This is a genomic window from Aeromonas sp. QDB31, from assembly GCF_027707605.1.
Classification (GTDB): Bacteria; Pseudomonadota; Gammaproteobacteria; order Enterobacterales; family Aeromonadaceae; genus Aeromonas; species Aeromonas media.
Map to the genome: position 1 here is coordinate 1 of NZ_JAPCIX010000021.1, position 25,956 is coordinate 25,956.

Annotated in this window: 26 protein-coding genes; 11 read left to right on the forward strand and 15 right to left on the reverse strand. The window is 62.7% G+C overall.

What is annotated here, in order from left to right; translation table 11 throughout:
- Nucleotides 1–410 precede the first annotated feature (410 nt).
- Nucleotides 411–1,361: a transposase gene (locus PG898_RS17155; RefSeq protein WP_270824649.1), complete on the reverse strand. Its 951-nt coding sequence runs from the start codon at nucleotides 1,359–1,361 to the stop codon at nucleotides 411–413.
- A gap of 501 nt (nucleotides 1,362–1,862) precedes the next feature.
- Between PG898_RS17155 and PG898_RS17160 the strand changes: the two genes are divergently transcribed.
- Entirely contained in the window at nucleotides 1,863–3,200 is a 1,338-nt protein-coding gene (locus PG898_RS17160) for a DUF4397 domain-containing protein (RefSeq protein ID WP_270824685.1), read from the forward strand.
- A gap of 264 nt (nucleotides 3,201–3,464) precedes the next feature.
- Here PG898_RS17160 and fabF read toward each other — a convergent pair whose 3' ends face one another.
- The 3 genes from fabF to ydfZ all read right to left on the reverse strand — a co-directional run bounded on the left by fabF (nucleotide 3,465) and on the right by ydfZ (nucleotide 5,731).
- A complete protein-coding gene (gene fabF / locus PG898_RS17165) occupies nucleotides 3,465–4,742 on the reverse strand; it encodes a beta-ketoacyl-ACP synthase II (RefSeq protein WP_270824650.1) in 1,278 nt (425 codons plus the stop codon).
- The gene (locus PG898_RS17170) at nucleotides 4,739–5,266 is read right to left on the reverse strand and encodes a winged helix-turn-helix transcriptional regulator (RefSeq protein WP_161506751.1); all 528 of its coding nucleotides are present in this window, start codon (nucleotides 5,264–5,266) and stop codon (nucleotides 4,739–4,741) included. The genes fabF and PG898_RS17170 overlap by 4 nt, the downstream gene beginning before the upstream one ends.
- A gap of 267 nt (nucleotides 5,267–5,533) precedes the next feature.
- A complete protein-coding gene (gene ydfZ / locus PG898_RS17175; RefSeq protein ID WP_161506752.1) occupies nucleotides 5,534–5,731 on the reverse strand; it encodes a putative selenium delivery protein YdfZ in 198 nt (65 codons plus the stop codon).
- A gap of 291 nt (nucleotides 5,732–6,022) precedes the next feature.
- Here ydfZ and PG898_RS17180 point away from each other — a divergent pair, with 291 nt between their 5' ends.
- On the forward strand, nucleotides 6,023–6,523 hold the full coding sequence (locus PG898_RS17180) for a DUF1993 domain-containing protein (protein ID WP_043132239.1): 501 nt from the start codon (nucleotides 6,023–6,025) through the stop codon (nucleotides 6,521–6,523).
- An 87-nt stretch (nucleotides 6,524–6,610) separates the two neighbouring features.
- On the opposite strand, the gene PG898_RS17185 is transcribed toward PG898_RS17180, so the two are convergent.
- Nucleotides 6,611–7,060, reverse strand: coding sequence for an SRPBCC family protein (locus tag PG898_RS17185; RefSeq protein WP_270824651.1), 450 nt, complete (start codon nucleotides 7,058–7,060; stop codon nucleotides 6,611–6,613).
- 93 nt (nucleotides 7,061–7,153) lie between these two features.
- The gene (locus PG898_RS17190) at nucleotides 7,154–7,810 is read right to left on the reverse strand and encodes a hypothetical protein (RefSeq protein ID WP_270824652.1); all 657 of its coding nucleotides are present in this window, start codon (nucleotides 7,808–7,810) and stop codon (nucleotides 7,154–7,156) included.
- Between the two features lie 320 nt (nucleotides 7,811–8,130).
- Between PG898_RS17190 and PG898_RS17195 the strand changes: the two genes are divergently transcribed.
- Nucleotides 8,131–8,790: a chromophore lyase CpcT/CpeT gene (locus tag PG898_RS17195; RefSeq protein ID WP_202619474.1), complete on the forward strand. Its 660-nt coding sequence runs from the start codon at nucleotides 8,131–8,133 to the stop codon at nucleotides 8,788–8,790.
- Between the two features lie 96 nt (nucleotides 8,791–8,886).
- On the opposite strand, the gene PG898_RS17200 is transcribed toward PG898_RS17195, so the two are convergent.
- The 7 genes from PG898_RS17200 to PG898_RS17230 form a co-directional block, all read right to left on the reverse strand.
- On the reverse strand, nucleotides 8,887–9,996 hold the full coding sequence (locus PG898_RS17200; protein ID WP_270824653.1) for a YeeE/YedE thiosulfate transporter family protein: 1,110 nt from the start codon (nucleotides 9,994–9,996) through the stop codon (nucleotides 8,887–8,889).
- A 228-nt stretch (nucleotides 9,997–10,224) separates the two neighbouring features.
- Entirely contained in the window at nucleotides 10,225–10,866 is a 642-nt protein-coding gene (locus tag PG898_RS17205) for a LysE family translocator (RefSeq protein WP_270824654.1), read from the reverse strand.
- An 82-nt stretch (nucleotides 10,867–10,948) separates the two neighbouring features.
- Nucleotides 10,949–11,752 carry an AraC family transcriptional regulator gene (locus PG898_RS17210; RefSeq protein ID WP_270824656.1) on the reverse strand — a complete coding sequence of 268 codons (804 nt, stop codon included), beginning with the start codon at nucleotides 11,750–11,752 and terminating at the stop codon, nucleotides 10,949–10,951.
- A 68-nt stretch (nucleotides 11,753–11,820) separates the two neighbouring features.
- Nucleotides 11,821–12,717, reverse strand: coding sequence for an EamA family transporter RarD (gene rarD / locus PG898_RS17215; protein ID WP_182786896.1), 897 nt, complete (start codon nucleotides 12,715–12,717; stop codon nucleotides 11,821–11,823).
- 125 nt (nucleotides 12,718–12,842) lie between these two features.
- Nucleotides 12,843–13,016 (reverse strand): hypothetical protein, encoded by a 174-nt coding sequence (locus PG898_RS17220; RefSeq protein ID WP_163138165.1) that lies wholly within the window; start codon nucleotides 13,014–13,016, stop codon nucleotides 12,843–12,845.
- A gap of 125 nt (nucleotides 13,017–13,141) precedes the next feature.
- A complete protein-coding gene (locus PG898_RS17225) occupies nucleotides 13,142–14,644 on the reverse strand; it encodes an aldehyde dehydrogenase (RefSeq protein WP_270824657.1) in 1,503 nt (500 codons plus the stop codon).
- A gap of 198 nt (nucleotides 14,645–14,842) precedes the next feature.
- On the reverse strand, nucleotides 14,843–15,385 hold the full coding sequence (locus PG898_RS17230; protein WP_042650125.1) for a cupin domain-containing protein: 543 nt from the start codon (nucleotides 15,383–15,385) through the stop codon (nucleotides 14,843–14,845).
- Nucleotides 15,386–15,558: 173 nt separating this feature from the next.
- Here PG898_RS17230 and PG898_RS17235 point away from each other — a divergent pair, with 173 nt between their 5' ends.
- The 6 genes from PG898_RS17235 to PG898_RS17260 all read left to right on the forward strand — a co-directional run bounded on the left by PG898_RS17235 (nucleotide 15,559) and on the right by PG898_RS17260 (nucleotide 22,070).
- Nucleotides 15,559–16,887 (forward strand): aspartate aminotransferase family protein, encoded by a 1,329-nt coding sequence (locus PG898_RS17235; RefSeq protein WP_270824658.1) that lies wholly within the window; start codon nucleotides 15,559–15,561, stop codon nucleotides 16,885–16,887.
- A gap of 102 nt (nucleotides 16,888–16,989) precedes the next feature.
- On the forward strand, nucleotides 16,990–18,486 hold the full coding sequence (locus PG898_RS17240; RefSeq protein WP_042650123.1) for a CoA-acylating methylmalonate-semialdehyde dehydrogenase: 1,497 nt from the start codon (nucleotides 16,990–16,992) through the stop codon (nucleotides 18,484–18,486).
- 83 nt (nucleotides 18,487–18,569) lie between these two features.
- On the forward strand, nucleotides 18,570–19,298 hold the full coding sequence (locus PG898_RS17245; protein WP_270824659.1) for a glutamine amidotransferase-related protein: 729 nt from the start codon (nucleotides 18,570–18,572) through the stop codon (nucleotides 19,296–19,298).
- A 155-nt stretch (nucleotides 19,299–19,453) separates the two neighbouring features.
- Nucleotides 19,454–20,425: a LysR substrate-binding domain-containing protein gene (locus PG898_RS17250; protein ID WP_005326177.1), complete on the forward strand. Its 972-nt coding sequence runs from the start codon at nucleotides 19,454–19,456 to the stop codon at nucleotides 20,423–20,425.
- A gap of 65 nt (nucleotides 20,426–20,490) precedes the next feature.
- Complete coding sequence (locus PG898_RS17255; RefSeq protein WP_263684895.1) at nucleotides 20,491–21,330, forward strand: PfkB family carbohydrate kinase; 840 nt, start codon at nucleotides 20,491–20,493, stop codon at nucleotides 21,328–21,330.
- Nucleotides 21,331–21,617: 287 nt separating this feature from the next.
- Nucleotides 21,618–22,070, forward strand: coding sequence for an Rrf2 family transcriptional regulator (locus tag PG898_RS17260; RefSeq protein WP_005326180.1), 453 nt, complete (start codon nucleotides 21,618–21,620; stop codon nucleotides 22,068–22,070).
- Nucleotides 22,071–22,161: 91 nt separating this feature from the next.
- On the opposite strand, the gene PG898_RS17265 is transcribed toward PG898_RS17260, so the two are convergent.
- Nucleotides 22,162–22,674, reverse strand: a complete 513-nt coding sequence (locus PG898_RS17265) for a ferredoxin-type protein NapF (protein ID WP_043132220.1) — start codon at nucleotides 22,672–22,674, stop codon at nucleotides 22,162–22,164.
- Nucleotides 22,675–22,811: 137 nt separating this feature from the next.
- On the opposite strand from PG898_RS17265, the gene PG898_RS17270 reads away from it, so the two are divergent.
- Complete coding sequence (locus PG898_RS17270; protein ID WP_005326182.1) at nucleotides 22,812–23,027, forward strand: hypothetical protein; 216 nt, start codon at nucleotides 22,812–22,814, stop codon at nucleotides 23,025–23,027.
- Entirely contained in the window at nucleotides 23,024–24,355 is a 1,332-nt protein-coding gene (gene rmuC / locus PG898_RS17275) for a DNA recombination protein RmuC (protein ID WP_270824660.1), read from the forward strand. Before PG898_RS17270 ends, rmuC begins: the two co-directional genes overlap by 4 nt.
- A 69-nt stretch (nucleotides 24,356–24,424) precedes the next feature.
- On the opposite strand, the gene PG898_RS17280 is transcribed toward rmuC, so the two are convergent.
- Nucleotides 24,425–25,867, reverse strand: a complete 1,443-nt coding sequence (locus PG898_RS17280) for a TrkH family potassium uptake protein (protein WP_270824661.1) — start codon at nucleotides 25,865–25,867, stop codon at nucleotides 24,425–24,427.
- Nucleotides 25,868–25,956: the final 89 nt, after the last annotated feature.

Consider the following 25,956-nt stretch of genomic DNA (forward strand, 5'->3'; position numbering starts at 1 on the left):
AATCGGCTCAAACATGAAGAAATGAAATGACTGAGTCAGCCGAGAAGAATTTCCCCGCTTATTCGCACCTTCCTTAGTCTACAGCAGCATAGGCCTTGTCTGAAGCCTTTTGATCTTGGGATGTGATATGCAGCAATTTTGCCATAGGGCTGTAGGTTCGATTAGCGAAGCGTAATCGGACGATCGCGACGGAAAAATATTTTTACGGATTTACTCCAAGAAACCTGGGACACCCACCTTTTTGAGTAAGCCGTATCCAGATTGGTGATGCGATGACGGATAGTTGGCTCGAGGGTTGGAGCGGGAGCAACAAGGTGGCTGTTCTGGCCTAAAAAGCCTCTTGTTCAGGCAACGTCATGCCCGGCATCGGGTGACACGCCGGGGTGTGATGTGACGCGGGAACTAGCGATTCAAACAGGCAGCTGGTGACATCGCCGCTGGCCGCAGTGCTGTGCGAACAGCCGGCAATGTTCTCTGTCACCCACCACTCTGATGCCCTGCCGCCGAAACAGTGTCACCTGTTTCAGCCAGCGAGCTTCATCCAACCCCAGTCGCACCAGTATGGGCGCAAGGTGAACCGGAATATGACCGCGCTTGTCGGTTCTGATGGCTCGTCCTGTCCAGTCGACCAGCGCCAGATAGTCGAGAAAGGCATAGGGCAGGTCATCTGGCTTGCCTTGGCTGGAAAACGGCAGCAACAGAGGTGGCAACGATGCTGCGGGTTGTTGGTCCACGAGGCGCTGCTTGATGCTGGTGTAGTCGCTCTCTTCGGGTCTGTCGGCAATCGCTGCCCGTATCGGATTGAGGTCGACGTAGGCCATGCAGGCCAGCAGGGCTGACTCGGTGAGCAAGGCCTGGCTCTTGAAGCGCCCTTCCCAGAAATGGCCCTTGCAACCATCCTCCTGATTGGCCTGGCGGGCCAAGTTTTCATTGAGCAACCGAATAAACCAGCTGATGGAATGCAGTCGCTCACGCCATTGGGCGATTAGCTGTTGTACGACCATCAGCTCCGGTTCAATCAGGGATTCTCCTTGGTACCAGCGTCGCACCAGCAGGGGCCACTGAAACAGTGCGGCCCAACGCTCGGCCACTTCCTGCTCACTCCAGCGGATGGCGATATCTCGTTCAACCTTGAGCACCAGATGATAGTGATTGTTCATCACCGCGTAGGCACAGACACCGATGGCAAACAGCCGTGACAACTGCCCCAGCTTGTCGACCACCCATTGGCGCCTGTGCTCGTAACTCTGGCCGGAATGGGCATCTTCGCCGCACAAGAAGGCCCGTCGCACGCAGCGACTGACCACGTGGTAGTAGGGCGTATCTTGCAGACTGATTTGACGGGAACGGGCAATGGTCATGGCAACCTCCTGCGATTTCCCTTTCAGTCAAGAACAGAGGTAAAGCGCTGTCAAAAAGGTGGGTGTCCCAAGAAAAAGAGTTGCTGAACTGCACCGAGACCAAATCACCGGCGAAGGTGTTGAAAGAGAGAGCCGAGGCGATGGCGCCGGCCAGCAAAGCGACTTGGGGGGATTTCATATCAGACTCCTCGTTAAGGTTCGAGAAGCAGTCTAGGGCGGTGGGGTGTTCACTAAAATGGCACTCGGTTGATATGAAAATTCACTGGCAGTAATGAATGGTAAGGGGAGAGGGGGCAGGAACTCCCGCTATGTGAGCGAGGCGCTCTCTGCCGGCGTGGCGGGGGCTGGAAGGGGGTGTCTGCCGTCCATGCCGCGCCACCGCCTGATCAAATAAAAATCAAAGGGTGATGATCCAGTCATTAGCGAGCTGCATATGCCCGTGGGGACCAACCAATGGAGAATGACCAGATGAAATGGATTCAACGTTGTGCCGCACTAGCTATGGTATTGGGTCTGGCCGCATGCGGAGGCAGTGAAAATGACAGTAGTCCGCCCAATGCCGCCATCAGGATCAGCCACTTAGCCCCTGATGCCCCCAAGGTGAATGTCAATGTCGACGGCGCTCCTTTACTGACGGCCGTCGATTATGGCGCCAGTAGCGGGCTCAAGCCGGTTACGGCTGGCAGTCACGAAGTTGCAGTCGATGGTATTTTGCCGAGCGGCACCTCGACCGTCATAGGCCCGGTATCCCTCGACCTGAAACCCGACACTCAGTACGACGTGTTGGCAGTGGGCAAACTGGCGGGGAGCGGGGATACCGCCTTCGGCCCGCTGGTGATTGAGCGGCCGAACCAGGCACCAACGGGAGGCGATATTCGTGTGCAGGTGGTGCATGCCGCACCCGGTGCACCGGCCGTCGACATCCATGTCACTGCGCCGGGGGCCGCCCTGACCAGCCCGACGCTGGCCAATATTCCGTTCAAGACCTACAGCGATCCCCTCACCCTGCCAGCAGGCGAATACCAGATCAGGCTGACCTTGCCGGGGACAGTGGATGTGGTTTATGACTCTGGTCCGCTGACGCTCAACGCGGGTACCGACTTGCTGATGGCGGCGATCGACAACCTGGGGGCGGGGCCAAGCCCGGTACAACTGCTCGCCATCGGTGATGAGGGCGCCACCCCCATCTTGTCTACCGATGAGCAGGCTCAGCTGAGGGTGGTCCATGCCGTCGCTGATGCCCCTGCCGTCGATATCTGGGTGAATGGCGTTGCGCCGACAGCGGCCCCGCTGCAAGGACTGGCCTTCAAGGCGAACACCTCCTACCTGAGCCTGGCCGCCGCCGATTATGACTTTGTGGTCACGCCAACCGGAGCCACTACCCCGGAAGTCATCAATGCCAGCGACGTGCCGCTCAAGGCGGGTGCCCGCTACTCCCTGTTTGCCGTGGGTCAGTTGCTGGACCCATCCGGTGAAACCATAGAGCCCTTGCTGCTGAACGACAGCGGTCGTGTGGTGGCGACAGAGGCACAACTGCGTGTGCTCCATGCCGCCCCCACGGCACCGGCGGTGGACGTCTACCTGACTGCGGGGTCGGACATCAGCGGTGCGTCACCGGCGCTCAGCGCCGTACCCTTCAAGGCTGACAGTGGTTATCTTGCCCTTGCTGCCGGGGATTACTATGTCACCGTCACGGCCTCGGGTGACAAGACACCTGTCATCGGTCCCCTGCCGGTCACCCTGGTCAATGGTCAGGTGCTGACAGCCGCGGCCCTGTCTGACAGTGCGGGTGGCGTGGATCCTGAGCTGCTGATCCTGGACGATATCAGCAGCAAATGATGACCCTCTGCTAGTCAACTGACTCGCAATCTGACCCAGACTGAGCCCTTCAGTTTGGGTCTTTTTATGGCAGGAGATCTGGGAGGCGGAAGTTCGGGTCTCCCATCTTTTTGAGCAGGAAATCTGGGACACCCATCTTGTTGTGCGTGTCGCAGTGGTTGGCGGTCGAGCTCAAAAAGGTGGGTGTCCCAAGATGAATAAGAGTGTCGGCGAGGTGTTCGCCGACAGGTTAGTCAACGGCAAGCAGCCCAGTCGCCGGCGAGATCAGGCCCCCCGCCAGCGCTTGAACAGCACGCTGGCATTCACGCCGCCAAAACCAAAGCCATTGGAGATGGCGTGCTCGATCCCCATGTCACGGGCCGCGCCCCGCACTATGTCCACGCCGTCGGCGAGGGGGTCGGCTTGCTGCAGGTTGCGGGTCGCAGGCACTCTCTGATCGCGAATGGCCAGGGCGGTGAAGATGGCCTCTATCCCCCCGGCGGCCCCCAGTAGATGGCCGGTGGCGGACTTGGTGGAGGTCACCGCTATCTGGTTGTTGTCACCAAATACGCGCTTGATGGCGGCGAGCTCCCCCCTGTCACCCACCGGGGTCGAGGTGGCATGGGCATTGAGGTGCTGGACATCCGCAGCCTGAATGCCGGCCTGAGCCAGGGCCGCCATCATGGCGCGGCGAGCGCCGTCTCCATCCTCCGGGCCGGCGGTGAGGTGATAGGCATCGGCGCTGGTGCCATATCCCACCAGCTCCACTATGGGGCTGGCACCCCGGGCCAGGGCGTGCTCCAGGGACTCGATCACCAGGATCCCGGCCCCTTCGCCCATCACGAAGCCGTCGCGATCGACATCGAAGGGGCGGGAGGCCGCTTCGGGATCATCGGCAAAGGCGGACGACAGCGCGCGAGCCGCGGCAAACCCGCCCAGGCTGACGCGGTCTATGGTGGCCTCGGCCCCGCCACAGATGGCGATGTCGGCCTCACCGCAGCGAATGAGGCGGGCGGCGTCGCCAATGGCCTGCACCCCGGCGGCGCAGGCCGTGACCGGTGCTCCGAGCGGGCCTTTGAAGCCGAAGTTGATGGAGACATGGCCCGCCGCCATGTTGACCAGGAACGAGGGGATGGTGAACGGCGACAAGCGACGCGGTCCCCGCTCATCCGTGGTGCGCACCGCATCGACGATGGCGGGGAAGCCGCCGATGCCGGAGGCGATGATGGTGGCGGTGCGCTCCTGCTGCTCCGCCGTCTCGGGGGCCCAGTTGGCTTGCAACAGGGCCTCCTTGGCCGCGGCAATGGCAAACAGGATGAAGCGATCCATCTTCTTCTGCTCCTTGGTCGACACCACGGCATCGGGGTCAAACCCTGCCAGGGGATCCTCGGCCAGGGTCGGCACCATGGCGCCCACCTTGGCGGCCAGCCCTTCGGTGAAGACCTCCGGCAGGCGGCGCAAGCCGGACTGGCCCGCCAGCAGTCGCTGCCACACGGTTTCCACCCCATATCCAAGCGGGGTCACCGCTCCCATTCCCGTTACCACGATACGATGTGCGTTCATGACTCTGATTCCTGTTTCGAAGGGTTATCGCCGCTCATCACGCCATTGGCATGGCACAGACGCTGCTTCATGCCGTCGCCAGCGGCCGGTCCCGGCACCAATCTGTGGCGCGAGGGTGAAATTTCCTGACCGGTGTGCCTGTCCACCAGCATGGGCTCGACCAGTTCGCCCGTCTGGGCATCCTTCAGCTGGATGCTGGCCCCCTCGGGCGCCAGGTGGTTGTTGCCCCAGGTGAGCAGCGCGATCAGCACGGCGCTGAGATCCTGGCCGCGGGGGGTGAGTGCATATTGATAGCGAGGGGGGCGCTCGGAGTAGAGCCGCTTCTCCATCAGGCCCCCCTCGACCAGGGCGGTCAGGCGTCGGGTCAGTATGTTGGGGGAGATGCCAAGGCTTTTTTGAAATTCATCGAAGCGCGACAGGCCATGCATGGCATCGCGGATAATCAGCAGACTCCACCATTCGCCGACGTGATCCAGGCTGCGGGCGATGGGGCATTGCTGTTCACTCAGACTCTTCTTGCGCATGTTGTGCCATCAGGTTACTTGCATAATGGAAGTAACCATACGGTCCTTACTTCCATTATGCAAGTGACTCGTGCCGGCCGGTGGCGGGCGACATCCTGGGGTGCGGGGAAGCTGGGGCCTCCACTCTGTTGGATAAGCCATCGACGCCAGATAACGGGGAGATGGCGCGAGCACATCTCGAAGAAACAGATGGGAGTCAGAAACCCGGCCACCGACAGGGCGCGGCGGCCGGGTGAATTGTAAAGAGTAGGGTGACGGAAAGCGGGATCAGCCTAGTCTAATCAACTCGATGGGGGCGTAACGCCCCTGGCTGTTCGCCAGCAGCACGCACTTCTCATGCTCCGCCTCATAGGGGGTCAGGTTGTCGGTGTGCGCCTCCTTCAGGGTGTCGACCGCGCCGGTGGCGGCAATCATCACCCGTTGGCCCAGGGTCAGCACATTGCGGTTTCGATCGTAGATCTTCATGGCATTCTCCTTGTGGGATTGGCGCCCCGGCCCGTGCCGGGGCAACGGGCTCCAGACTACGCCCATCGAAAAACGAGATGCCTGTCACAGATCAAAAAAAGGGGAAAGAGGGACTCAGGGTGGCGGGCAGCCCAGGTGCGCTGGCAACGGGTGCCTCGCCGAGGCCGCCACTGCCTGTCGCAGGGTGGGGAGGGTGCCCCCGCTTTCCATCTCTCCGGGCTCGAACTGCGAGGGGGATGCGCTATAGTGGAGCCGCTCGTTTTACCGCCTTCAACCAACCGAGAGTGCATTATGAATCGTGATATCGCCGCCCAGTTCATCAAGATGCTGACAAACCTGGACCAGTGTCTGGCCAAGGCCGAGGCCCACGCCGAGGCGAAGAAGTTCAATGTGGACAACTTCTTCAATGAGCGCCTCATCGTCGACATGCTGCCGCTGGCCAAGCAGGTGCTGATCTGCTGTGACAGCGCGCGCGCCGTGGTCGCCACCGCCAGCCTGAGCGAGCCGCCGGTGCTGGGGGATGATCCCAAAACCATGGCGGATCTGCGCGCCCACGTGGCCAAGACCATCGTCTATCTGCAGAGCAAGCTGGACGCCGATTTCAGCCAGTATGCGAGCGGCCACTACTACCCCTACTGGGCCGGTGGCAAGGGGATGGACGGCCACACCTGTGTCCATGAATACGGCATTCCGAACTTCTACTTCCACCTGACCATGACCTATGCCCTGCTGCGCCAGGCTGGCGTCGATCTCGGCAAGCGGGATTACCTGGGTGGCCTGAACCTGCAATGAGTGCTGGGCATTGCACATGAAAAGAGCCTGCCATCCGGCAGGCTCTTTGCTTTTTTGCGGGCCCGGCATCCCCGGGATGGTGCCGGGTTATTCGTTCGGGATCTCGGGTTCGACCAGGGCGGCGAGCTGGGTCAGGGACTCCTGCCAGCCGAGGTAGCACATCTCGACCGGGATGGCTGCCGGGATCCCTGCCTGTTCGATGGCGAGATCGGTGCCGCACAGCACCTGGGTGAGGGTGATGGTGACGTGCATCTCCCCCGGCAGATTGGGGTCGTCGAAGCGATCCGTATAGCGGATACGCTTGCCCGGTTCCAGCTCGAGATACTCGCCGCCGAAGGCATGGCTGTGGCCGTTGCCGAAATTGAAGAACGCCATCCTGAAGGTGCCGCCGACGCGGGCCTCCAGCTGCTCTACCCGGCAGGTGAAGCCATGGGGCGGCAGCCACTTGGCCAGGGCGTCCGCCTCGATAAAGGCTCTGTATACCCGCATCGGCGGGGCCTTGAGTACGCGGTGCAGGGTCACAATTCTTGTCGTCATGAGGGGTTCCTCCTCGGTTGGTCCGCAGCAAGAATAGTCGCCCATGCCGAAGTTGGCCGGGAACAAGGGACAAGCCTCCCGCCGCGCTTCTCCTCAACCGCCCAAGGCGATGGTGAGCAGTACGATGGCGACGCCCGCGACTGTGAAGATCACGCCGATAAGCCAAGGGCGTGGTGAACCGGCATAGCGGGCCAGCCCGTAGCCAATTCCCATCAGCATCAGCAGGGCGATGGTGTGTGAGAGGCGCAGGGCCGGAACGGGGTCCTGCATGAAGAAGAAGGGCAGCAGCACGGGGAAGGTGGAGAGGAACACCATGAAGAAGACCCCCAGGCTGTTGAGCAGGTCATTCCAGCGCCAGATGCCCCCCTGGCCCAGTTCGGGGTGTTGCTGCAGACGCACCTGCCAGTCCCTGAGCTCAGGGTCGCGGCAGATCGCCGCCAGCGGGCCGGGCAGGGCGTCTCGCAGTGCCGTTATGCCCCTCTCATCACCGGGTGTCAGCAGGTGCAACTGTTGCAACAACCGCAGGGCTCGGCCCCGCTCGGTCAGGGTGGTGATGAGGTAGACGATGGCATCGATAATGCCCCAGGCGATGTTGCAGCCGATGCCGGCGATCAGCAGATCCCTGACCTCGGCGCGTCCCGCCTCGAACGCATTGAAGCAACCGGTGAAGGTGAGCACCATCAGCAGGCCGAACAGGATCTCCGAGTAGCGGGAGATGGGATCTATGGGGGAAAAACGGGGTGAGTTCATAGGAGGTTCTCTGGATGCACGTTGAAACATGAGCATGGAAGCGGCCCAGGGCAAGATCAAGGAGACCCGATGCGCCAGTCAGCCACCGTCAAGTCTGGCACAGCGTAGCGTTCTCAGCGGGGACAAACGGCGTAAGGTGACAGGGGGAGGGGGACGTTTCGGGCTCTGGCCTTGCCGTGGCCATGATCGCGGTCCTGCGTCGCACTTCTTCGCTAACACAGTGATTTTTCAGCGTATTGGCAAGGAGTTGATCAAGGTTGAGGTTATTGTCGCCGTTCGCTCATATAATCGCCGCCATGCAAGCGACTCGGAAGGATTCGATGACAAAGCTGATGGTGGCCCTGCTGGGGTTGTTTTACGCCTGCCTGGTGTGGGCCAACCCCGTTCCCTTCGTGGCCAGTCCGTCACCGGTGCAGGGGAAGATGGAGCCGCTGCTCTCCTGGTTTACCGGTGAGTTCTCCAGCCAGGAGCAGGCCGGTTACGACCCGCGTTTCACCAGCGCCGAGCTGCGGCTGGTGGAGATCTGGCCCGGGGAAGGTCCCTTTCGCTGGGTCTATGCCGAGCAGTTCCTGAGCGAGCGGGCGGTGCGCCCGTTCCGTCAGCGCATCTACCGTTTCTCCCCGCTGCCCGATGGCCGCATCCTGATGGCCGAGCTGACCATGCCGAGGGCCACCGACTTTGCCGGCGCCTGGCGTCAACCCGAACTGCTCGACTCCCTCACCCCGCAGCAACTCTCCCTGCGCCAGGGCTGCGAGATCTGGCTGACCCGTCAGGCCAGCGGGGAGTACGCGGGGCACAGCAAGGTCGGCAGCTGTGCCACCGACTTTGGCGGCGCCACTACCCTGGTGCAGTACCTCTGGATAGGCCCCAACAGCGTCAGGCTGCTGGACAGGGCCTATGACAACGGCGCCCGCCAGCGCTGGGGCAGCCCGGGGGAGGGATATCTCTACCTGCGCAAGGTGAAGCAACGGGGGGAGTGACCAGGGCGGCGTGTCCAGCGTCTGGCGCCGTAATTGGCGGGATGCAGGGGAGGGAGATTGACGGGATGGCGTCTACCGCGCCATCCCGTTACTGCATCAGAGTTTGAACAGTGGCCGCAGACGTATGCCTATGATGCTGCCCGCCAGGGCCATCAGCATCCAGACCCAGCCGTGCAGGCTGCCCGACGCCGTGCCGTCGAAGAAGCCGCCCAGGTTGCAGGCGCTGTACATGGCCCCCATCCCCATCAACAGACCGCCTATGATGGCCGCCAGGCTGTTGCCTATGCGGATCGGGGTGTGATTGCCACCGCCGCTCAGGCAACGGGCCAGCGCCGCCCCCAGGATCCCCAGCCAGAACATGCCGACCATGGGGTTGATGAACAGCGGCTGGGCCAGCTTGGGGTTGCCCTCAAACAGGCCGAACAGGGAGGCACCGCGCAGTGCCATGTCATAGACGGCGCCGGTGATGGTCCAGGCCGAGCCGTGCAGGGCGACGACGCTGGAGTTGAGCACCGCGATAATGATGCCGCCGGTCAACACGGTGAAGCGGCCGTCGCGCCAGAACAGGTTGCCGCCGCCGAAGATCGGCTTGATCTCGCCGGTGCGCTTCAACTCACTGCTGCGAAACAGCCAGAACAGCAAGGCGACCAGTGCCAGATTGAGCAGCATGCCGCTCCAGATATTGCCGGTCAGATCTTTGGCGAGCACCACCTGGCTGGAGAAGGTGGCATCCAGTTCGGGCCGGAACTGATTGCTGATCAGGGTGCCGATGCCGTAGCAGAGCAACACCAGCCAGAAGCGGGGTTGCCCCTCGCCGCAGCAGTAAAGGGTGCCGGTGGCACAGACGCCCGCCAGCTGCATGCCGATGCCGAACAGGAAGGCGCCGACGATGAAGGGCACGCCGATGGCCATCACGTTGCCCACCATGGCATCACCAAACAGGGCGTGGCTAAAGGAGAGGAAGCTGGTGAACAGCAGAATTTCGATGGCGATGGTGAGCAGGTGAACCCGCACGTAGTAGCTGTTGCGCTTGGTCAGCATTTCGCGCCAACCGAACACGATGCCGAAGCGACTGAAGGAGAGGGTGAAGCCGAAGCCGAATCCGATCAGGGCCATCAGAGCCCATTTCATACCAAAGGTGTTGCCGAGCCAGAGTAACGCTCCCCCCGCGAGTGCCACGATGGGGAGCGACCATTGTCGAGTCATGCCGATACGTCCATAACGTTATTGTGGTGAAGGCGTGCATCCTAATCCCACAATGAGTCCGACGCCAGCCCGCTCAGGGCAATCTCGCGGTCAGGGCCTCAGATATAGGCGCTCGCCTCGACGGCAAACTCGGCCAGGATGGAGAGGCTGACGGCACCGAACAGCAGGCCGTTGTACTCGGCCGAGCCGCTGCTGGGCCCGCTCGGGGATGGGTGTGGCTTGCATTGCTCAGATGTATGCGCTCGCCTCCCCGGCCAGCTCCACCAGGATGGAGAGGCTGACGGCGCCGAACAGCAGCCCAGTGACCAGGTTCAGGGGCCGTTGCACCCGGCTTAGCAGGTGCTGGGCCCGGGCGGTGGAGAGGCTCCAGGCCAGCAACCCGAACCAGGCCAGGGAGAGCAGGAAAAGCTCCAGGATCAGCAGGCCCCGGGTCAGGCCATCCACCTGGGGCGTCACCATGGCCGCCAGCAACCCCATGAAGAACAGCAGCGCCTTGGGGTTGAGCAGGTTGGTGGCGATCCCGGCTCTCAACCCCCGGTTCCAGCCCTGCAACTCACCGCCAGCCCGCAGTGCCTGGGTGGCGGAGTCGCGGCGCGCCGCCTTGATAGCCCCCCAGCCGAGCCAGCCTAGATAGAGGGCACCCACCACCTTCACCGCCAGGAACAGCAAGGGTTGGCTCGCGATCAGCAGGCTGATGCCGGTGAGGCTGAGGGTGGCGTGCAGCAGGATGGCGATGGCGATGCCAAGCGCGGCCCCGAGCGCCGTGGGCCTGTGCAGGCTGGTGCGCAGGATCAGCGCGAAATCCGGGCCCGGGCTCGCCAGGGCGATCAGGTGGATGAGACCTATGGTCAGAAACAGGCTGGTGAACATGGCATACCTCGCTACAAAGATGAGGCAGCAGCATGGGGGATGGGGGCAGGGGCTGGCTTGTAAAAGATTGCAGCGGGATCGGTCAGCCGGGGAGCATCTGCTGACGGTAGTCCGCCGGGGTGAGCCCGAAGGCCTGGCGGAAGCCGTGGTGGAAGTGGCTCTGATCGAAGAAACCGACCGCCAGCGCCACCTCGCTCACCGGCAGGCCACGGGCGAGCAGGAGCTTGCCGCGCTCGAGACGCAGCCGCTTGAGCCAGGCGTAGGGGGTCATGCCGGTCTTCTTCTTGAACTGACGGAGGAAGGCGAAGCGATCCAGCCCGAACAGGGCGGCCAGATCCTCCAGGCTGTGGTGCCCGTCCAGCTGGCCCAGCAGATGGTCGCGCAGGAACCTTATCTGGGGATCCGCCAGGGCATGGCGCTCCGGCGCCAGGTGCAGCAGCTCGCCGAGCAGGGCCAAGAGTTGGCTCTCCGCCAGCAGGGCATCGGGCTCGGGTTGATCCAGATACATGTGCAGCCGGGCGAAGCCCTGATAGAGGTCGGGTCGACGCTGCAAGCCCTGGTCGAAGAAGGGCTCCGGGCTGTCCGGCAGCCAGCGGGCCAGCTGCTCAGGGGCGATGGCGAACACTCGCACCTCGTACCCTTCCGGCAGCAGGCTGAGGCCGTCGTGCATCTCGTCAGGGTTGACGGTAGAGAGCTGGCCGCGCACCAGGTTGTGGCTGCTGCCCTTGTGGATGAACTTCTGGCCGCCCTGCTGCACCAGACCTATGTGGTAGTCCAGGTGCACGTGGCGGCCATAGCTGAACTCCCTGTGATGGGAGTGGGAGAGTTCAACCCCCGGCAGCAGCCGGGATTGCCAGTAATGGATGCGGGATGGAGAGGCGCTCATGGCCTATTGATAACCCGAAAGCCGACTCCTGGCTTGTAGATTATTGCAGTGGCCGGGCATTCGGCTGCTCAACCGGCCCCCTGACGCCGCTTGCCGCTGCGCAACCCGTCCAGGCTGAACAGCACCAGAGCGCTCCAGATGCAGCCGAAGGTGATCATCTTGTCCAGCGCCAGCGCCTCCCCGTAGAGGGTGACCGCCAGGATGAACATCAGGCTGGGGCCTATGTACTGGAAGAAGCCCAGGGTGGAGAGCTTGAGCCGGGTGGCGGCGGCGGTGAAGCAGAGCAGGGGCGCCGTGGTCACGACCCCGGCGGCGATCAGCAGCAGGTTCAGGTGCCAGTCGTTTTGCGTGAGGTGGCTGGTGGGGCTGTCGGCGAATCCCCAGAGGTAGATGGCGGCCGGCGGCAACATGATCATGGTCTCGATCAGCAGGCCGGTGAGGGCATCCAGGGCCAGCTTCTTGCGGATCAGGCCATAGATGGCGAAGCTCGAGGCCAGCACCAGGGCTATCCAGGGCAGGGAGCCGAAGGCGATGAGCTGGACGGCAACCCCTATCACCGCCAGTCCCACCGCCCACCACTGCAGGCGACGCAGCTTCTCGCTCAGAAACACCATGCCGAGCAGCACGTTGAACAGCGGGTTGATGTAGTAGCCGAGGCTGGCATCCAGCATGTGACCGTTGTTGATGGCCCAGATGAATAGCAGCCAGTTGCCGCCGACGGTGACCGAGGTGAAGGCCAGGGTGAGCAGCACCCTGGGTTGGCGCAACACCGCCTGCACCTTGTGCCACTGGCGGCCGATCAGGGTCAGCACCATCAGCAGGGCGCAGGACCAGATCATGCGGTGGGTCAGGATCTCGGCGGCCGGGACGGCGGAAATTGTCTTGAAGTAGATGGGCGCCAAGCCCCAAAGGGTATAGGCGCACAGGGCATAGATGATGCCCTGGCGCTGGATCTGTTGCTGCATGCGGATAACCTTCACTGGAGAGTTGGATGTTGGAAAACATCGCAAAAAGTCAGTGTAGCGATCCTTTTGGGGGGAAAGAAGTTAATAAATGCCGTTTGGCGAGATTTTTACAGCATGGAATCGACTCAGCGCCGACCGCCGCGACGGATCTTCTCTACATCCATGAGCAGCCACAGCATGAGTGCGATGGCGGAGATCCAGGGACCCCAGGTCACATAGGCCTCACCCTCGCCCAGCATGAAGAAGAGCAGCGGCAGGCCCACCACCAGAAACAGTACACTTCCCAGAAAAAACAGCATTTTTATCTTTATATTTAAGGGCTTGTCTATTTGATGATTATATCGATTGAAGCTGTTGAGGAAAGGGTAAAAATGAAAAAGGGGGATTTCTCCCCCTTTATTGCCTGATCTAGTCATATACGACGTTAATCGAGCTGGATCCAGGTACTTTTCAGCTCGGTATATTTCTCCAGGGCGTGCAGTGACTTGTCGCGACCGTTACCGGACTGCTTGAAGCCGCCGAACGGCATCGTCATGTCGCCCCCATCCCAGTTGTTGACGAAGACGGTGCCGGCGCGCAGGGCGCGGGAGCCCTTGACCGCCTTGTTGAGATCCGCCGTCCAGATCGCCGCCGCCAGGCCGTAGTCGGTGTCGTTGCCCAGGGCGATGGCCTCTTCGAGGGTGTCGAAGCCGGTCACCGCCAGCACCGGGCCGAAGATCTCCTCCCGGAAGATGCGCATCTGCGGGGTTACGTCGTCGAAGATGGTGGGCTCGATATAGAAGCCGCCGCTCTCTGTGTGGGTGCGCTTGCCCCCCAGCAGCAGCTTGGCACCCTCCTGCTGGCCGATGGAGATGTAGTTCAGCACCTGCTCCATCTGGATGCCGTCCACCATGGCGCCGATGCGGGTGGCGGGATCCAGCGGGTTGGCGGCTATCCACTCGCGGGCATGGGCCAGCAGGCGCTCCATGAACTGCGGCTTGATGCTGTTTTGCACCAGCAGGCGGGAGGCGGCGGTGCACACCTCGCCCTGGTTGTAGAAGATGGCGCCCACGGCACTCCTGGCGGCGGCGTCCAGATCCGGCGCGTCCGCCAGCACTATGTTGGGGCTCTTGCCACCGCACTCCATAAAGGCGCGCTTGAGGTTCGACTTGCCGGAGCACTGCACCAGATGCTTGCCGATCCTGGTGGAGCCGGTGAAGGTGATGCAGTCCACGTCCACGTCCATGTGCATGGCCAGCGCCTCGCCCACTGTGTGGCCAAAGCCCGGCAGCACGTTGAAGACGCCGTCCGGGATGCCCGCCTCTTTCGCAAGGCCGGCGATGCGCAGGGCGGTGAGGGGGGATTTTTCAGACGGCTTGAGGATGACGGAGTTGCCGGTAGCGAGCGCCGGGCCCAGCTTCCAGCAGGCCATCACCAGCGGGAAGTTCCAGGGCACTATGGCCGCCACAACCCCGAGCGCCTCCCGGGTCACCAGGGCCAGGGCGGACTCTTCCACCGGGGCGACCTGAGCGTAGATCTTGTCGATGGCTTCGGCGTTCCAGGCGATGCAGTTGGCGGCGGCCGGGGCGTCATAGCCCATGGCATCGCCGATGGGCTTGCCCATGTCCAGGGACTCCAGCAGGGCCAGCTCCACCTGGTTGAGGCGCATCAGTTCGGCGAAGCGCTGCATGATCAGCTTGCGCTGTTTCGGGGAGAGCCCGCTCCAGCGCTTGTCATCGAAGGCGGCGCGGGCGGCCTGCACCGCCAGCTCGGCGTCGGCGGCGTCGCAGGAGGCCACCTTGGTCAGCAACTGGCCGTTGGCCGGGTTGATGCAATCGAAGGTGGCGCCGTTGACGGCATCCCGGTAGCTGCCGTCGATAAAGGCTTGCGAGGGCAGGGTCAGATGGGCGGCCTTGTGTTGCCACTGGGCCAGGGTCAGGTCACTCATGTTCACTCCTTGAACCGGCAAAAAATGTCTTCGCGTATCAATATGCTAAACATCCTGCCGCTTGTAAATCCATCTTGTAACAATTCATTAAACACTTGCCGCTCCGTGCCCGAGTCCAGACCCCGATCTGTGGCTGACCTCATCCAGGCTGCAGGGCTGTCTCGTGGAGGGGCGAGCGGCCCTGGCTACCCATGGGGATCAGAAGCTGGCCGGCGTGTTGGCAGAGATCAGCACGCACTCCTGCTCCCCCACGTTGCGGAAGCGGTGCGGGGTGCGGCTGTCGAAGTAGTAGCCATCCCCTGGGGCCAGCAGGTGTACCTGCTCGCCGACGGTGACCTCCACCTGTCCCCTGATGACGATGCCGCACTCTTCCCCCTCGTGGCTCAGCATGTCGTCGCCGGTGTCGGCCCCCGGGGGCAGCACCTCCTGCATCATGCCGATGGCGCGGTTGGCCCGGCTGTGGCCCACCAATTTATAGCTGATGGGGTGGGTGCCGAGATCCGGCATGTCATCCGCGCGGAAGATCACCTCGGAATCCATCTCCGTCTCATCGGTGAAGAAGCTGGCGAGCGACATGGGGATGCCTTCCAGCACCTTGCGCAGCGACGCGACCGAGGGGCTCACCTGATTTTTCTCGATCTGGGAGATAAAACCGTTGGTCACACCGGAGCGCTTGGCCAGCTCGCGCTGGGAGAGGGCCGCCTTGGTGCGAACCGCCTTGAGGCGGTGACCGATATCCATCGATAGACACTCCTTGACTGTTTACTATTATTAAAATTGTGTTAAATATCTTATACCACCCCGAGGGGGTGACACCAAGCAGGGGCGATAAACCGCCCCTTTTTAGGAACTCAGGTGTTTAATTTAATAGGCATCAGCCAAGTGTTACTAAACGCCTTAAGGATGAGGTGACCATGAAACCGATTAGCGACATCAATACCCCCGACATGTCCGCCTTCTGGATGCCCTTCACCGCCAACCAGCAGTTCAAGGCGGCGCCGCGCATTCTGAAGTCGGCAGAGGGGATGTATTATCACTCAGAGGATGGCCGCAAGATACTGGATGGTACTGCCGGGCTCTGGTGTTGCAACGCGGGCCATGGTCGGCGCGAGATTGCCGAGGCGGTCTCCCAGCAGATCTCCCACCTCGATTTCGCCCCCACATTCCAGATGGGACACCCTCTGCCGTTCGAGCTGGCCAACCAGCTGGTGGAGATAGCCCCCAAGGGTTTCGGCCACGTCTTCTATACCAACTCCGGCTCCGAATCCGTCGACACGGCGCTCAAGATAGCGCTGGCCTGGCAGCGGGCCCGCGGTCAGGGCACCCGCACCCGGCTGATCGGCCGCGAGCGCGGTTACCACGGGGTCGGCTTCGGCGGCATCTCTGTGGGTGGCATCCCCGGCAACCGCAAGTGGTTCGGCTCCCTGCTTGGGGGGGTGGATCACCTGCCCCACACCCTCAACATAGGGAAAAATGCCTTCACCAGGGGCTTGCCCGAGGAAGATCTCACCCTGGCCGACGAGCTGGAGAAGATCGTCTTCCTCCATGACGCCAGCAACATAGCGGCCGTCATCGTCGAGCCTATCGCTGGCAGCACCGGCGTCATCATGCCCCCCAAGGGCTACCTCAAGCGGCTGAGGGAGATCTGCACCAAACACGGCATCCTGCTGATCTTCGACGAGGTGATCACCGGCTTCGGTCGCCTGGGATCCGCCTTTGCCGCCCAGGAGTTCGACGTCATCCCCGACATTATCACCTGCGCCAAGGGGCTCACCAACGGCGCCATTCCCATGGGTGCTGTGCTGGTCCAGAACCACATCTATGACGACATGATGGCCGCAGGCAAGGGGGCCATCGAGCTGTTCCACGGCTACACCTATTCCGGTCACCCTGTGGCCGCCGCCGCGGGTCTGGCGACGCTCGAGATCTACCGCAACGAGAATCTGCTGACCCGCGCCGCCGATCTGGCGGGCTACTGGGAGGAGGCGGCCCATTCCCTCAGGGGCTGCAAGCATGTCAAAGATGTGCGCAACTACGGTCTGGTGGCGGGCATAGAGCTCGAATCCCTGCCAGACGCGCCGGGCAAGCGGGCCTACGAGGTGTTCGTACGCTGCTTCGAGAAGGGGGCACTTATCCGGGTGACCGGCGACATCATCGCCCTGTCACCCCCCCTCATCATCGAGCGCAGCCAGATTGACGACCTCTTCACTCTGCTGCAGGACGTGTTGCAGACCCAGGAATAACGTTTCACCCAATTGCATGGCGCCCGTCGGGCGCCCTCTTCCTGTGCCTGATGCCCACGGCCGCGCGCAGGAATGACGCGAATGACCCATCACGGAGGATTTATGAGTTACAGGATCGACAACTTCATCGACGGTGAAACCATAGAGAGCCGCAGCGAGCGTTTCGGCGCCATCTTCGATCCGGCCACCGGCCAGCAGCAGGGCACTGTGGCCCTCTCCACCGCTGCCGAGTGCCTCGATGCCATCGCCAGTGCCGAGCGCGCCTTCGCCGACTGGTCCCAGACCCCGCCGCTGGTGCGGGCGCGGGTGATGTTCCGCTTCAAGGAGCTGATGGAGCAGCACAGGGACGAGCTGGCCCGCCTCATCAGCCGCGAGCACGGCAAGGTGTTCTCCGACGCCCAGGGGGAGCTGACCCGGGGACTGGAGGTGGTGGAGTTTGCCTGCGGCATTCCTCATCTGCTCAAGGGAGAGCACTCCCTCAACGTGGGCCGCGGGGTGGACAGCCACTCCATGATGCAGCCGGTGGGGGTCTGCGCCGGCATCACGCCGTTCAACTTCCCGGCCATGGTGCCGCTCTGGATGTTCCCGGTGGCGCTGGCCTGCGGCAACAGCTTCATCCTCAAGCCCTCCGAGAAGGATCCCTCCCTGGCCCTGCGCATGGCCGAGCTGCTCAAGCAGGCGGGCCTGCCGGACGGGGTGCTCAATGTGGTCAATGGCGACAAGGAGGTGGTGGATGTGCTGCTGACCGACCCACGGGTACAGGCGGTGTCTTTCGTCGGCTCCACCCCCATAGCCCAGTACATCTATGCCACCGCCTCGGCCCACGGCAAGCGGGTGCAGGCCCTGGGCGGTGCCAAGAACCACATGCTGGTGATGCCGGATGCGGATCTCGATCAGGCGGTTTCCGCCCTGATGGGGGCGGCCTACGGTGCGGCCGGCGAGCGCTGCATGGCGATCTCGGTGGCTCTGGTGGTCGGCGATGCCACCGCCGATGCGCTGGTCGCTAAACTCTCGCCTCTGGTGGCGGCCCTGCGGGTCGGGCCCGGTCTGGGTCAGAGCCCGGAGAACGAGATGGGGCCGCTCATCAGCCGCGAACACCTGGCCAAGGTGCGCGGCTACGTGGATCAGGGGGTGGCAGAGGGGGCTGAACTGGTGGTCGATGGTCGCGGTGTCAGTCACGGTGAGGGCTACTTTATCGGCGGCAGTCTGTTCGACCGGGTCGGCCCCGAGATGCGCATCTACCGGGAGGAGATCTTCGGCCCCGTGCTGGCCATAGTGCGGGCACCGGACTACGAGACGGCCCTGCGCCTCATCAACGAACACGAGTACGGCAACGGCACCGCCATCTTTACCTGCGACGGGGATACCGCAAGGGACTTCACCACGAGGGTTCAGGTCGGTATGGTAGGGGTGAACGTACCCATCCCTGTGCCCATGGCGTTTCACAGCTTCGGTGGCTGGAAGCGGTCCATCTTCGGGCCGCTCAACATGCACGGGCCGGACGGGGTACGCTTCTATACCCGGATGAAGACGGTGACAGCGCGCTGGCCCCAGAGCCTGCGGGCCGGCGCTGAGTTCTCCATGCCGACCATGAAATGATCAACATGCAGCAGCTAGCCCTGGCATGGCCCGGCGGAAGGAGTCCGCCGGCGTGTCCCGCTATCCCTGTGAAGGAGTAACAAATGAGACTGGGAATTCTCGATTGTGACCGGCTGGACCCCGACTTGGTTGGGAGTTTTGGCCCCGTTTACTCCGAGATGTTTATCAAGGGATTCCGGGCCCTGGCCCCGGCGTTGGAATACAGGGTCTGGTCGGCGCTCGACGGCGAGCTGCCGAGCGACTTGAACGAGTGCGATGCCTGGCTCATCACAGGCTCGCGCCACGATGCCTACAGCGACATCCCCTGGATCCTGGCGCTGCGCGACTGGATCCGGCGGGCCCACGATGCCAACGTCAAGCTGGCCGGCATCTGCTTCGGCCATCAGGTGATCGCCCAGGCGCTGGGGGGAGAGGTGGTGAAGTCCACCAAGGGTTGGGGGCTGGGGGTCTCGGTTCACCCCATGCAGGCGGCGAAACCCTGGATGCAGCCGGGGCTCGAGACCATACGGATCCTGGCCAGTCACCAGGATCAGGTGGAGCAGCTGCCCCCGGGGGCGACCCTGCTGGCGGGCAACGACTTCTGCCCGAACTTCATGTTTCTGCAGGGGGATCACATAGTCGCCATCCAGGGTCATCCGGAGTTTTCGGTGGAGTACAACCGGGCGCTGATCGAGCGGCGGCGGGATCGGTTGCCCGACGAGCACTACCAGAGCAGCCTCTCCTCCCTGGAGGGGGAAGTGGACTCGGCCACCATGATGCAGTGGCTGCTGCAGTTCCTCGGCATGCTGCCGGTCGGGCCTGCCGTGCGCTGAGCGTCCGTTTGTCATATCCACCCTGCAGATGCTAGATTTTGTAGCAAAATGAAGGATCAAGCGGTGATATGCCGAGTTCGGATGGTACACTGGCCGCCATTTGTGGCGGCCTTGTCCATCTGACGACAGCCGCGCCAGCCTGTGAGGGTGCAACCTTGAAACTACAGCAGTTGAAGTATCTGATCGCGGTGCGGGACCACAATCTCAACGTCTCCGTCGCTTCCGATGCGCTCTATACCAGCCAGCCTGGGGTGAGCAAACAGATCGGCTTGCTGGAGAGCGAGCTGGGGGTGCGCATCTTCGAGCGTCGCGGCAAGCACCTGCACAGGATCACCCCTGTGGGGGAGGAGATCATCAAGTGCGCCGAGGCCATGCTCAACATAGAGAGCAAGATCAAGGCCATCTCCCGGGAGTATCTGGATCCGACGGTGGGCACCCTCAACATCCACACCACCCACACCATAGCCCGCTACCTGCTGCCGAAAAGCGTCACTTATTTCACCAAGAAGTACCCCAAGATCTCGTTCCACCTGCACCCCGTGATGTCGGCTACCAAGGAGCAGATAAGCAAGGGTTACTCGGATTTTTCCATCGTGGCCCACGAGATAGGCTTCGACAAGGAGCTGATCGCGCTGCCCGCCTACCTCTGGACCCTGTCGCTGGTGGTGCCCCAGGACCACCCCCTGGCCAAGGTGAAGAAACCGACCCTGGAGCAGCTCTGCCAGTACCCCATCCTCAGCTACGAGAGTGGCGCCACCGGGCGTCAGGTGCAGGACAGGGTGTTCCAGGCGGCCGGCCTCAGCCCCAACTACTACATGACGGTGATGGATGCGGGGGTCATCAAGCGCTACGTGGAGCTGGGCTTTGGCATCGGCATCATCTCGTCGCTGGTGGCCAACGACACCGATGCCCCCGGCCTGGTGGCCATCAATCTGGAGCACCTGTTCGAACCCTGCCCGGCCCAGCTCTGCTTCAGCAAGAGCATCCTCTTGCAGAACTACATGTATGACTTCATCAGCTCCTTCTCCCCCCATCTCACCAAGGAGATGATCCAGAACGTGATGCAGCAGCCGACCCAGGCGCGTATCGACGAACTGCTGGTCGGGGTGGAGCTGCCCGTCTACTGAGTCGTCTTCCGTGACAGATCCGGTGCCGCTGGGTGCCGGATCCTGCCCGCCCTGCCGAGGTCCCCATGTCCCGCATCCTGCTGCTTGCCAATCTCAACTGTGATCATGTGCTCTCCCTGGCCGAACCCCTGGTGGCCGGGGCGCGCCTGCAATACGTGGATCAGGGGCGCAGGCTCGGCGGCGGCGCCGCCAACACCGGCATAGGGCTGGTATGGGCGGGGCACGAGGTCATCATTGCTTCCCGCATCGGGCTGGACGAAACCGGCGATTGGCTGCTGGAGCAGGCGGCGGGCCATGGGCTGGACTGCTCCCACGTGGAGCGCTTCGGCGGCGAGACGGGGGAGCTGCTTGTGCTGGTGGATTCCACCGGGGAGCGCACCATTCTGAGACGGCCACGTCGCCCGGATCTGCCTGGCGATCTGCCGCTGGAGGGGGTGGACTGCCTCTATGTGAACTACCCCGGCACCGCCATCATAGGTTATATGCGCCAGATGCTGGGCAAGAGTTTCGTGGTGGCCCAGTATCCCAAGGGCGGGCAGGCTCGCCGCCCCTGCCACGTGCTGGTGGCCTCCCGTGCCGATCTCGCCGAGGTGGGCGACCCCTGGCAACATGCCCGCCAACTCGCAGGGGATCAGCTCGAATGGCTGGTGCTGACCGAGGGCAAGGCGGGGGCCGTTGCCATCCACGGCGAGGAGCAGGTGCGGGTGGCGGCGCGGCCTGTGTCCGTGGTCGACACCACGGGGGCGGGGGATGCCTTCGCCGGTGGCCTTATCCACGGTCTGGCCCGCGGCATGGCGATGAGGGATGCCCTGCAGTGCGCGGTGGACTGGGGCGCCTTCGCGGTTGCCTCCGAGAGTTCCATCCCCTCCCAGGCCCTGAAAAACTGGCTGAAACATCCCCACTGACAGCCGCAAACCGTCCCGTTCGCCGGACTGTAGCCCTGTGCCTGCCGATGGAGTTTAGCCGCCGGAAATGGCCAAAACCCCGCCCCGAGCCGGCAAGTTTGCGATCAATCAAAGAAAGTGTCGATTTATGTACATCTTCGTCGACACCCGCTAGAGCTGCTCTTAACCTTGTCACTCCACGACCCGGCTGAAGACGCGACACCTGTGCGGGCGCACGTGCAGTCTCACCTCTCTGGCCACTGGCTGTCGTCCTGATTTCTGGCTTGTAGTAAGAGGCAAGTGCGACCATGCAACTCACACGATTTACCGACTATGCCCTGCGTACCCTGACGTTTCTGGCGATCCAGCCCGGTGATCGCCTGTCGACCATCACGGAAGTGGCCGATACCTTCGCCATCTCCCGCAACCACGTGGTCAAGATAGTGCATCAGCTCGGCATCAAGGGGTACATCGAAACGGTACGTGGCAAGCATGGCGGCATCCGTCTCGGCCGCTCCGCCGTCTCCATCAACCTGCGCGATGTGGTGATGGACATGGAGCACGTGCTCTGCCCGGTGGACTGCAAGCGCGAGAACTGCCGCCTCTCCGGCGGCTGCCGTATTCAGGGCATCTTGCGCCGCGCCATGAACGCCTTCCTCGAGGTGCTGGGGGAATACACCCTGGCGGATGCGGTGCGGGATCCGACCCGGCTGTGCCACCTGCTGGGGATAGAGCAGGATAATATCCTGACCATGGCCTGAGGGTCATGACGGTGAAAGGGCCCCGAGGGGCCTTTTTGCTGTCTGGCATGCATGCTGGGACGGATGTGGGGGCGTCGGGATGCCGGAGCCGTCAGAGCTGGGGGATCAGGGTGATGGCGCCGTGCAGACAGGCGAGGCCGCAGGCACCGCAACCGTCGCAGGCAGCCATGTTGACGCTCACCCCTTCGCTGCTGGCCTTGATCGCTTGCTGGGGGCAGGCATCCTCGCACAGCAAGCAGTAGAAGCCTTTACGGGCCTGACAGCTCGCCTCTATCCGCACTCGGGTCTGCACCTGGCGGCCGAGCCTCAGATCCAGCGCACCGGTGGGGCAGGCTCTGGCGCAACTGCCACAGTAGCTGCACTGGCCACAGGCGAGATCCAGCACAGGGGTGCCGGCGATGGGGGTGCCTGCATATTCGGGCTGGTCGGCAGGCTTGAGCAGGCCGTTGGGGCAGGCCTTGAAACACTCGCCGCAGCGGCGGCAGAGAGAGAGGAATTGCGACTCTTCGATGGCCCAGGGCGGGCGTGCCTCGTGGCAAACCATGTCCGGTTTGCGGGGCCCCCCCAGTGCGTGCGTCAGCCAGCGACAGAAAAAATGAGTCATGCCCACCCCTATACCTATTAGGGGTTAATTTTAGCCAGTTTTCCGCCAGCAAGCCAGAGAATAGCGCTGGCCAGGATCGCAAGCCGGGTTGCCCTTGTGTAAGCTAGGCGAGTCTTTTTGCGGGATCTGATGAACTCATGTGGTTATTTCTGTGGCGTGCTTCTCTGCTCTATGTCTTCCCCCTGCTGATGTGGGCCTACTGCCGCATCAAGGAGATCGAGTTCGCCGAGCTCGACACCGGGGTCAATAGTCACAAGTGGGTGGTGCTGGCCGCCTATCTCATCTATGTCCTGTTCTGGTTGCTGCTCAACCGTTACCTCGAACTCTTTCTGCGTCAGCGGAGCCGGCGATGATCCCGATGACGACCTGGCTGCCTGCATTGCTGGCGGGTCTGCTCGCCCTGCTCCTCGGCTGGCTGGCGGGGCGTCGCACGGCCCGTGAGGAGACCCTGCTGATCGAGGAGCGTCATCAGGCGCTGCAGGACAGGTTCGACGAGCTGCAGGATGAGAAGATGCTGGGCCAGCAGAAGCTGGAGCAGCAGCAGGCCTTGCTGCTCAAGCTCACCGCCCGCCTCAAGGATGCCGAAGCCACCCTGCGCAGCGAGCGCATCGCCAGCGCCGAGAAGCTGCAACTACAGCAGCAGGCGGAGGCTCGCCTCAGCCAGCAATTCGAAAACCTCGCCAACCGTATCTTCGAACAAAACTCAGGTAACTTCCGCGAACTGAACCAGAACAGCCTGGATCTGTTGCTGACACCGCTGAAAGAGCAGCTCGAGGGCTTTCGTCGCCAGGTGGGGGAGACTCACGCCCAGGAGACGGCCCAGCGTCACAGCCTCAAGTTCGAGCTGGAGCGCCTCGCCGAGCTTAACGCCCGCATGACCGAAGAGGCGGCGGCCCTGACCCGGGCGCTCAAGGGGGACAGCAAGCAGCAGGGCAACTGGGGGGAGGTGGTACTGGCGCGGATCCTCAGCGAATGCGGCCTGCGGGAGGGTCACGAGTACCACACCCAGGTCAACATCGAGGTGGACAAGGGCAAGCGCTATCAGCCGGACGTCATCGTCCACCTGCCCCAGGACAAGGACATCATCATAGACGCCAAGGTGTCGCTGACCGCCTATGAGCGCTGGTACAACTCGGACGACGAGCTTGAGAAGGCGGTGGCGCTCAAGGAGCACGTCACCTCGGTGCGAAACCACATCCGCGAGCTGGGCCGCAAGGATTACCAGCAACTGCCCGGGGTGCGCACCCTGGACTATGTGCTGATGTTCGTGGCGGTGGAGCCTGCCTTCCTCACCGCCCTCGAAGCGGACCCCTCCCTGGTGCGCTATGGGCTGGATCACAACATCCTGCTGGTGAGCCCCACCAACCTGATGGTGGCGCTGCGCACCATAGAGAACCTGTGGCGTTACGAGCGGCAGAACCAGAACTCGCGCCAGATAGCGGAGCGGGCCGGCCGTCTCTACGAGAAGCTGCGGCTGTTCGTAGAGGAGATGCAGCAGATGGGGGGCAGCCTGCACAAGGCACAGGAGAGTTATGACAAGGCGATGGGGCGGCTGGTCAACGGCCGTGGCAACCTGATCGCCCAGGCCGAGCGTTTTCGCGAGCTGGGGGTGGAGGTCACCAAGCCCCTGCCGGAACCTCTGGTCAACCGCGCGCTGGAGCGGGAAGAGTCCGCCGATTGAGGCGACCGAAAGCAGACAAAAGGGCAGCCTGCGGGCTGCCCTTTTTGTCGTCACCGTACCGGTGCGGTCCTACTGCTTCCAGAAGGAGGGGAAGAAGATCACCGCCACGGTCAGGATCTCGAGCCGTCCCAACAGCATGCCGAACGACAGTATCCACTTGGCCGAATCCGGCAGGCTGGCGAAGTTGGTGCTGGGACCGATGACCGGTCCCATGCCGGGGCCCACGTTGGCCACCGCCGTGATGGAGCCCGAGATGGCGGTGAGGGGATCCAGGCCGATGGCGGCCAGCAGGGCGGCGATCAGCAAGATGATGGCGAAGTAGGCCAGCACGAAGGAGATCATGGAGCGGATGATGGCGTCGTTGACCGGGCGGCCGTTGTATTTTTGCGGGAACACGGCTGAGGGGTGCATCAGCTGGCGCATCTGCTTCTTGAACAGGGCGAAGGCCACCTGCACCCGGAAAATCTTGAGGCCGCCGGAGGTGGAGCCGGAGCAGGCACCGAGCGCCAGCAGGATCATGAAGATGATACTGGTGAGGGGCCCCCAGGTGCCGAAGTCGCCGAGGCCATAGCCCGTGGTGGTGAGCACGGAGACGATGTTGAAACTGCTGATGCGCAAGGCATCCATGAAGCCGTAAATATCCCTTACCCAGAGATAGAAGGTGACGACGACCGTCACCCAGACGATGAGCCAGAAGAAGCCCTGCACCTGTGCATCCCGCAGCAGGCTGTTGTCACGGCGCGACAGCGTCTGCACATAGAGCAGGAAGGGCAGGCCGCCGAGGAACATGAAGAGGGTGCCGATCCAGTGCGCCGAGTTGGAGAAGTGGGACATGGACTGATCCGAAGTGGAGTATCCCCCGGTGCTCAGCGTCGTCATGGCGTGGTTGACCGCCTCGAACAGCGTCATGCCGCTCACCCAGTAGGCGAGAAAGCAGAGCATGGAGAGCACCAGATAGACCACCACTATGTTGTTGGCGACCGTCTTGGCGCGCGGCGCGCTCTTGTCGGACCAATCGGAGCTCTCGGTCTGGAACAGCTTCATGCCGCCGACGTTTAAGTAGGGCAGCACGGCCACCGCCATCACGATGAAGCCCACGCCCCCCAGCCACTGCAGGATGGAGCGCCACAGCAGTATGCTGTGGGCCATGCCGTCCAGCCCTGACAGTACGGTAGATCCCGTGGTGGTGACGCCGGACATGGTCTCGAAGTAGGCGTCGGCAAAGTTGATGTGCGTGATGAAGACGAACGGCAGAGCGCCGAAGATGCAGGCAACCACCCAGACCGAGGTGGTGAGCAGGAACATCTCCCGTACCCCGAGATGAAACTCCACCTTGCGCCCGTAGTGCAGGCAGATCAGGGCGGCGCCATGGGTGATGAGCACGGATTTGAGAAACTCGACGAAGCCTTCTGAGCCGGTGAGCAGTGCCAGCAGGGTGGGCAGCCACATGAACAGGGCCAGTTTGGAGAGCACCAGCCCGAGGGTGAAGACGATGGGACGCAGCTTGATCATGCAAGATAACCTGGTCGTTGATTGAAAAAAGACCCGGACCTTCCCTCTGGGAAATGTCCGGGTCTGAATGTCGTTGCCTGTTGCATGTA

Coding starts and splice junctions, on each gene's coding strand:
- PG898_RS17265 (WP_043132220.1), bottom strand. CDS start 22,674: ATGACTCATTTTTTCTGTCGCTGGCTGACGCACGCACTGGGGGGGCCC.
- PG898_RS17245 (WP_270824659.1), top strand. CDS start 18,570: ATGAGACTGGGAATTCTCGATTGTGACCGGCTGGACCCCGACTTGGTT.
- PG898_RS17160 (WP_270824685.1), top strand. CDS start 1,863: ATGGTATTGGGTCTGGCCGCATGCGGAGGCAGTGAAAATGACAGTAGT.
- PG898_RS17240 (WP_042650123.1), top strand. CDS start 16,990: ATGAGTTACAGGATCGACAACTTCATCGACGGTGAAACCATAGAGAGC.
- PG898_RS17180 (WP_043132239.1), top strand. CDS start 6,023: ATGAATCGTGATATCGCCGCCCAGTTCATCAAGATGCTGACAAACCTG.
- PG898_RS17255 (WP_263684895.1), top strand. CDS start 20,491: ATGTCCCGCATCCTGCTGCTTGCCAATCTCAACTGTGATCATGTGCTC.
- PG898_RS17225 (WP_270824657.1), bottom strand. CDS start 14,644: ATGAGTGACCTGACCCTGGCCCAGTGGCAACACAAGGCCGCCCATCTG.
- PG898_RS17235 (WP_270824658.1), top strand. CDS start 15,559: ATGAAACCGATTAGCGACATCAATACCCCCGACATGTCCGCCTTCTGG.
- PG898_RS17270 (WP_005326182.1), top strand. CDS start 22,812: ATGTGGTTATTTCTGTGGCGTGCTTCTCTGCTCTATGTCTTCCCCCTG.
- rmuC (WP_270824660.1), top strand. CDS start 23,024: ATGATCCCGATGACGACCTGGCTGCCTGCATTGCTGGCGGGTCTGCTC.
- PG898_RS17195 (WP_202619474.1), top strand. CDS start 8,131: ATGACAAAGCTGATGGTGGCCCTGCTGGGGTTGTTTTACGCCTGCCTG.
- PG898_RS17260 (WP_005326180.1), top strand. CDS start 21,618: ATGCAACTCACACGATTTACCGACTATGCCCTGCGTACCCTGACGTTT.
- PG898_RS17185 (WP_270824651.1), bottom strand. CDS start 7,060: ATGACGACAAGAATTGTGACCCTGCACCGCGTACTCAAGGCCCCGCCG.
- PG898_RS17210 (WP_270824656.1), bottom strand. CDS start 11,752: ATGAGCGCCTCTCCATCCCGCATCCATTACTGGCAATCCCGGCTGCTG.
- PG898_RS17230 (WP_042650125.1), bottom strand. CDS start 15,385: ATGGATATCGGTCACCGCCTCAAGGCGGTTCGCACCAAGGCGGCCCTC.
- PG898_RS17170 (WP_161506751.1), bottom strand. CDS start 5,266: ATGCGCAAGAAGAGTCTGAGTGAACAGCAATGCCCCATCGCCCGCAGC.
- fabF (WP_270824650.1), bottom strand. CDS start 4,742: ATGAACGCACATCGTATCGTGGTAACGGGAATGGGAGCGGTGACCCCG.
- ydfZ (WP_161506752.1), bottom strand. CDS start 5,731: ATGAAGATCTACGATCGAAACCGCAATGTGCTGACCCTGGGCCAACGG.
- PG898_RS17280 (WP_270824661.1), bottom strand. CDS start 25,867: ATGATCAAGCTGCGTCCCATCGTCTTCACCCTCGGGCTGGTGCTCTCC.
- PG898_RS17200 (WP_270824653.1), bottom strand. CDS start 9,996: ATGACTCGACAATGGTCGCTCCCCATCGTGGCACTCGCGGGGGGAGCG.
- rarD (WP_182786896.1), bottom strand. CDS start 12,717: ATGCAGCAACAGATCCAGCGCCAGGGCATCATCTATGCCCTGTGCGCC.
- PG898_RS17220 (WP_163138165.1), bottom strand. CDS start 13,016: ATGCTGTTTTTTCTGGGAAGTGTACTGTTTCTGGTGGTGGGCCTGCCG.
- PG898_RS17155 (WP_270824649.1), bottom strand. CDS start 1,361: ATGACCATTGCCCGTTCCCGTCAAATCAGTCTGCAAGATACGCCCTAC.
- PG898_RS17205 (WP_270824654.1), bottom strand. CDS start 10,866: ATGTTCACCAGCCTGTTTCTGACCATAGGTCTCATCCACCTGATCGCC.
- PG898_RS17190 (WP_270824652.1), bottom strand. CDS start 7,810: ATGAACTCACCCCGTTTTTCCCCCATAGATCCCATCTCCCGCTACTCG.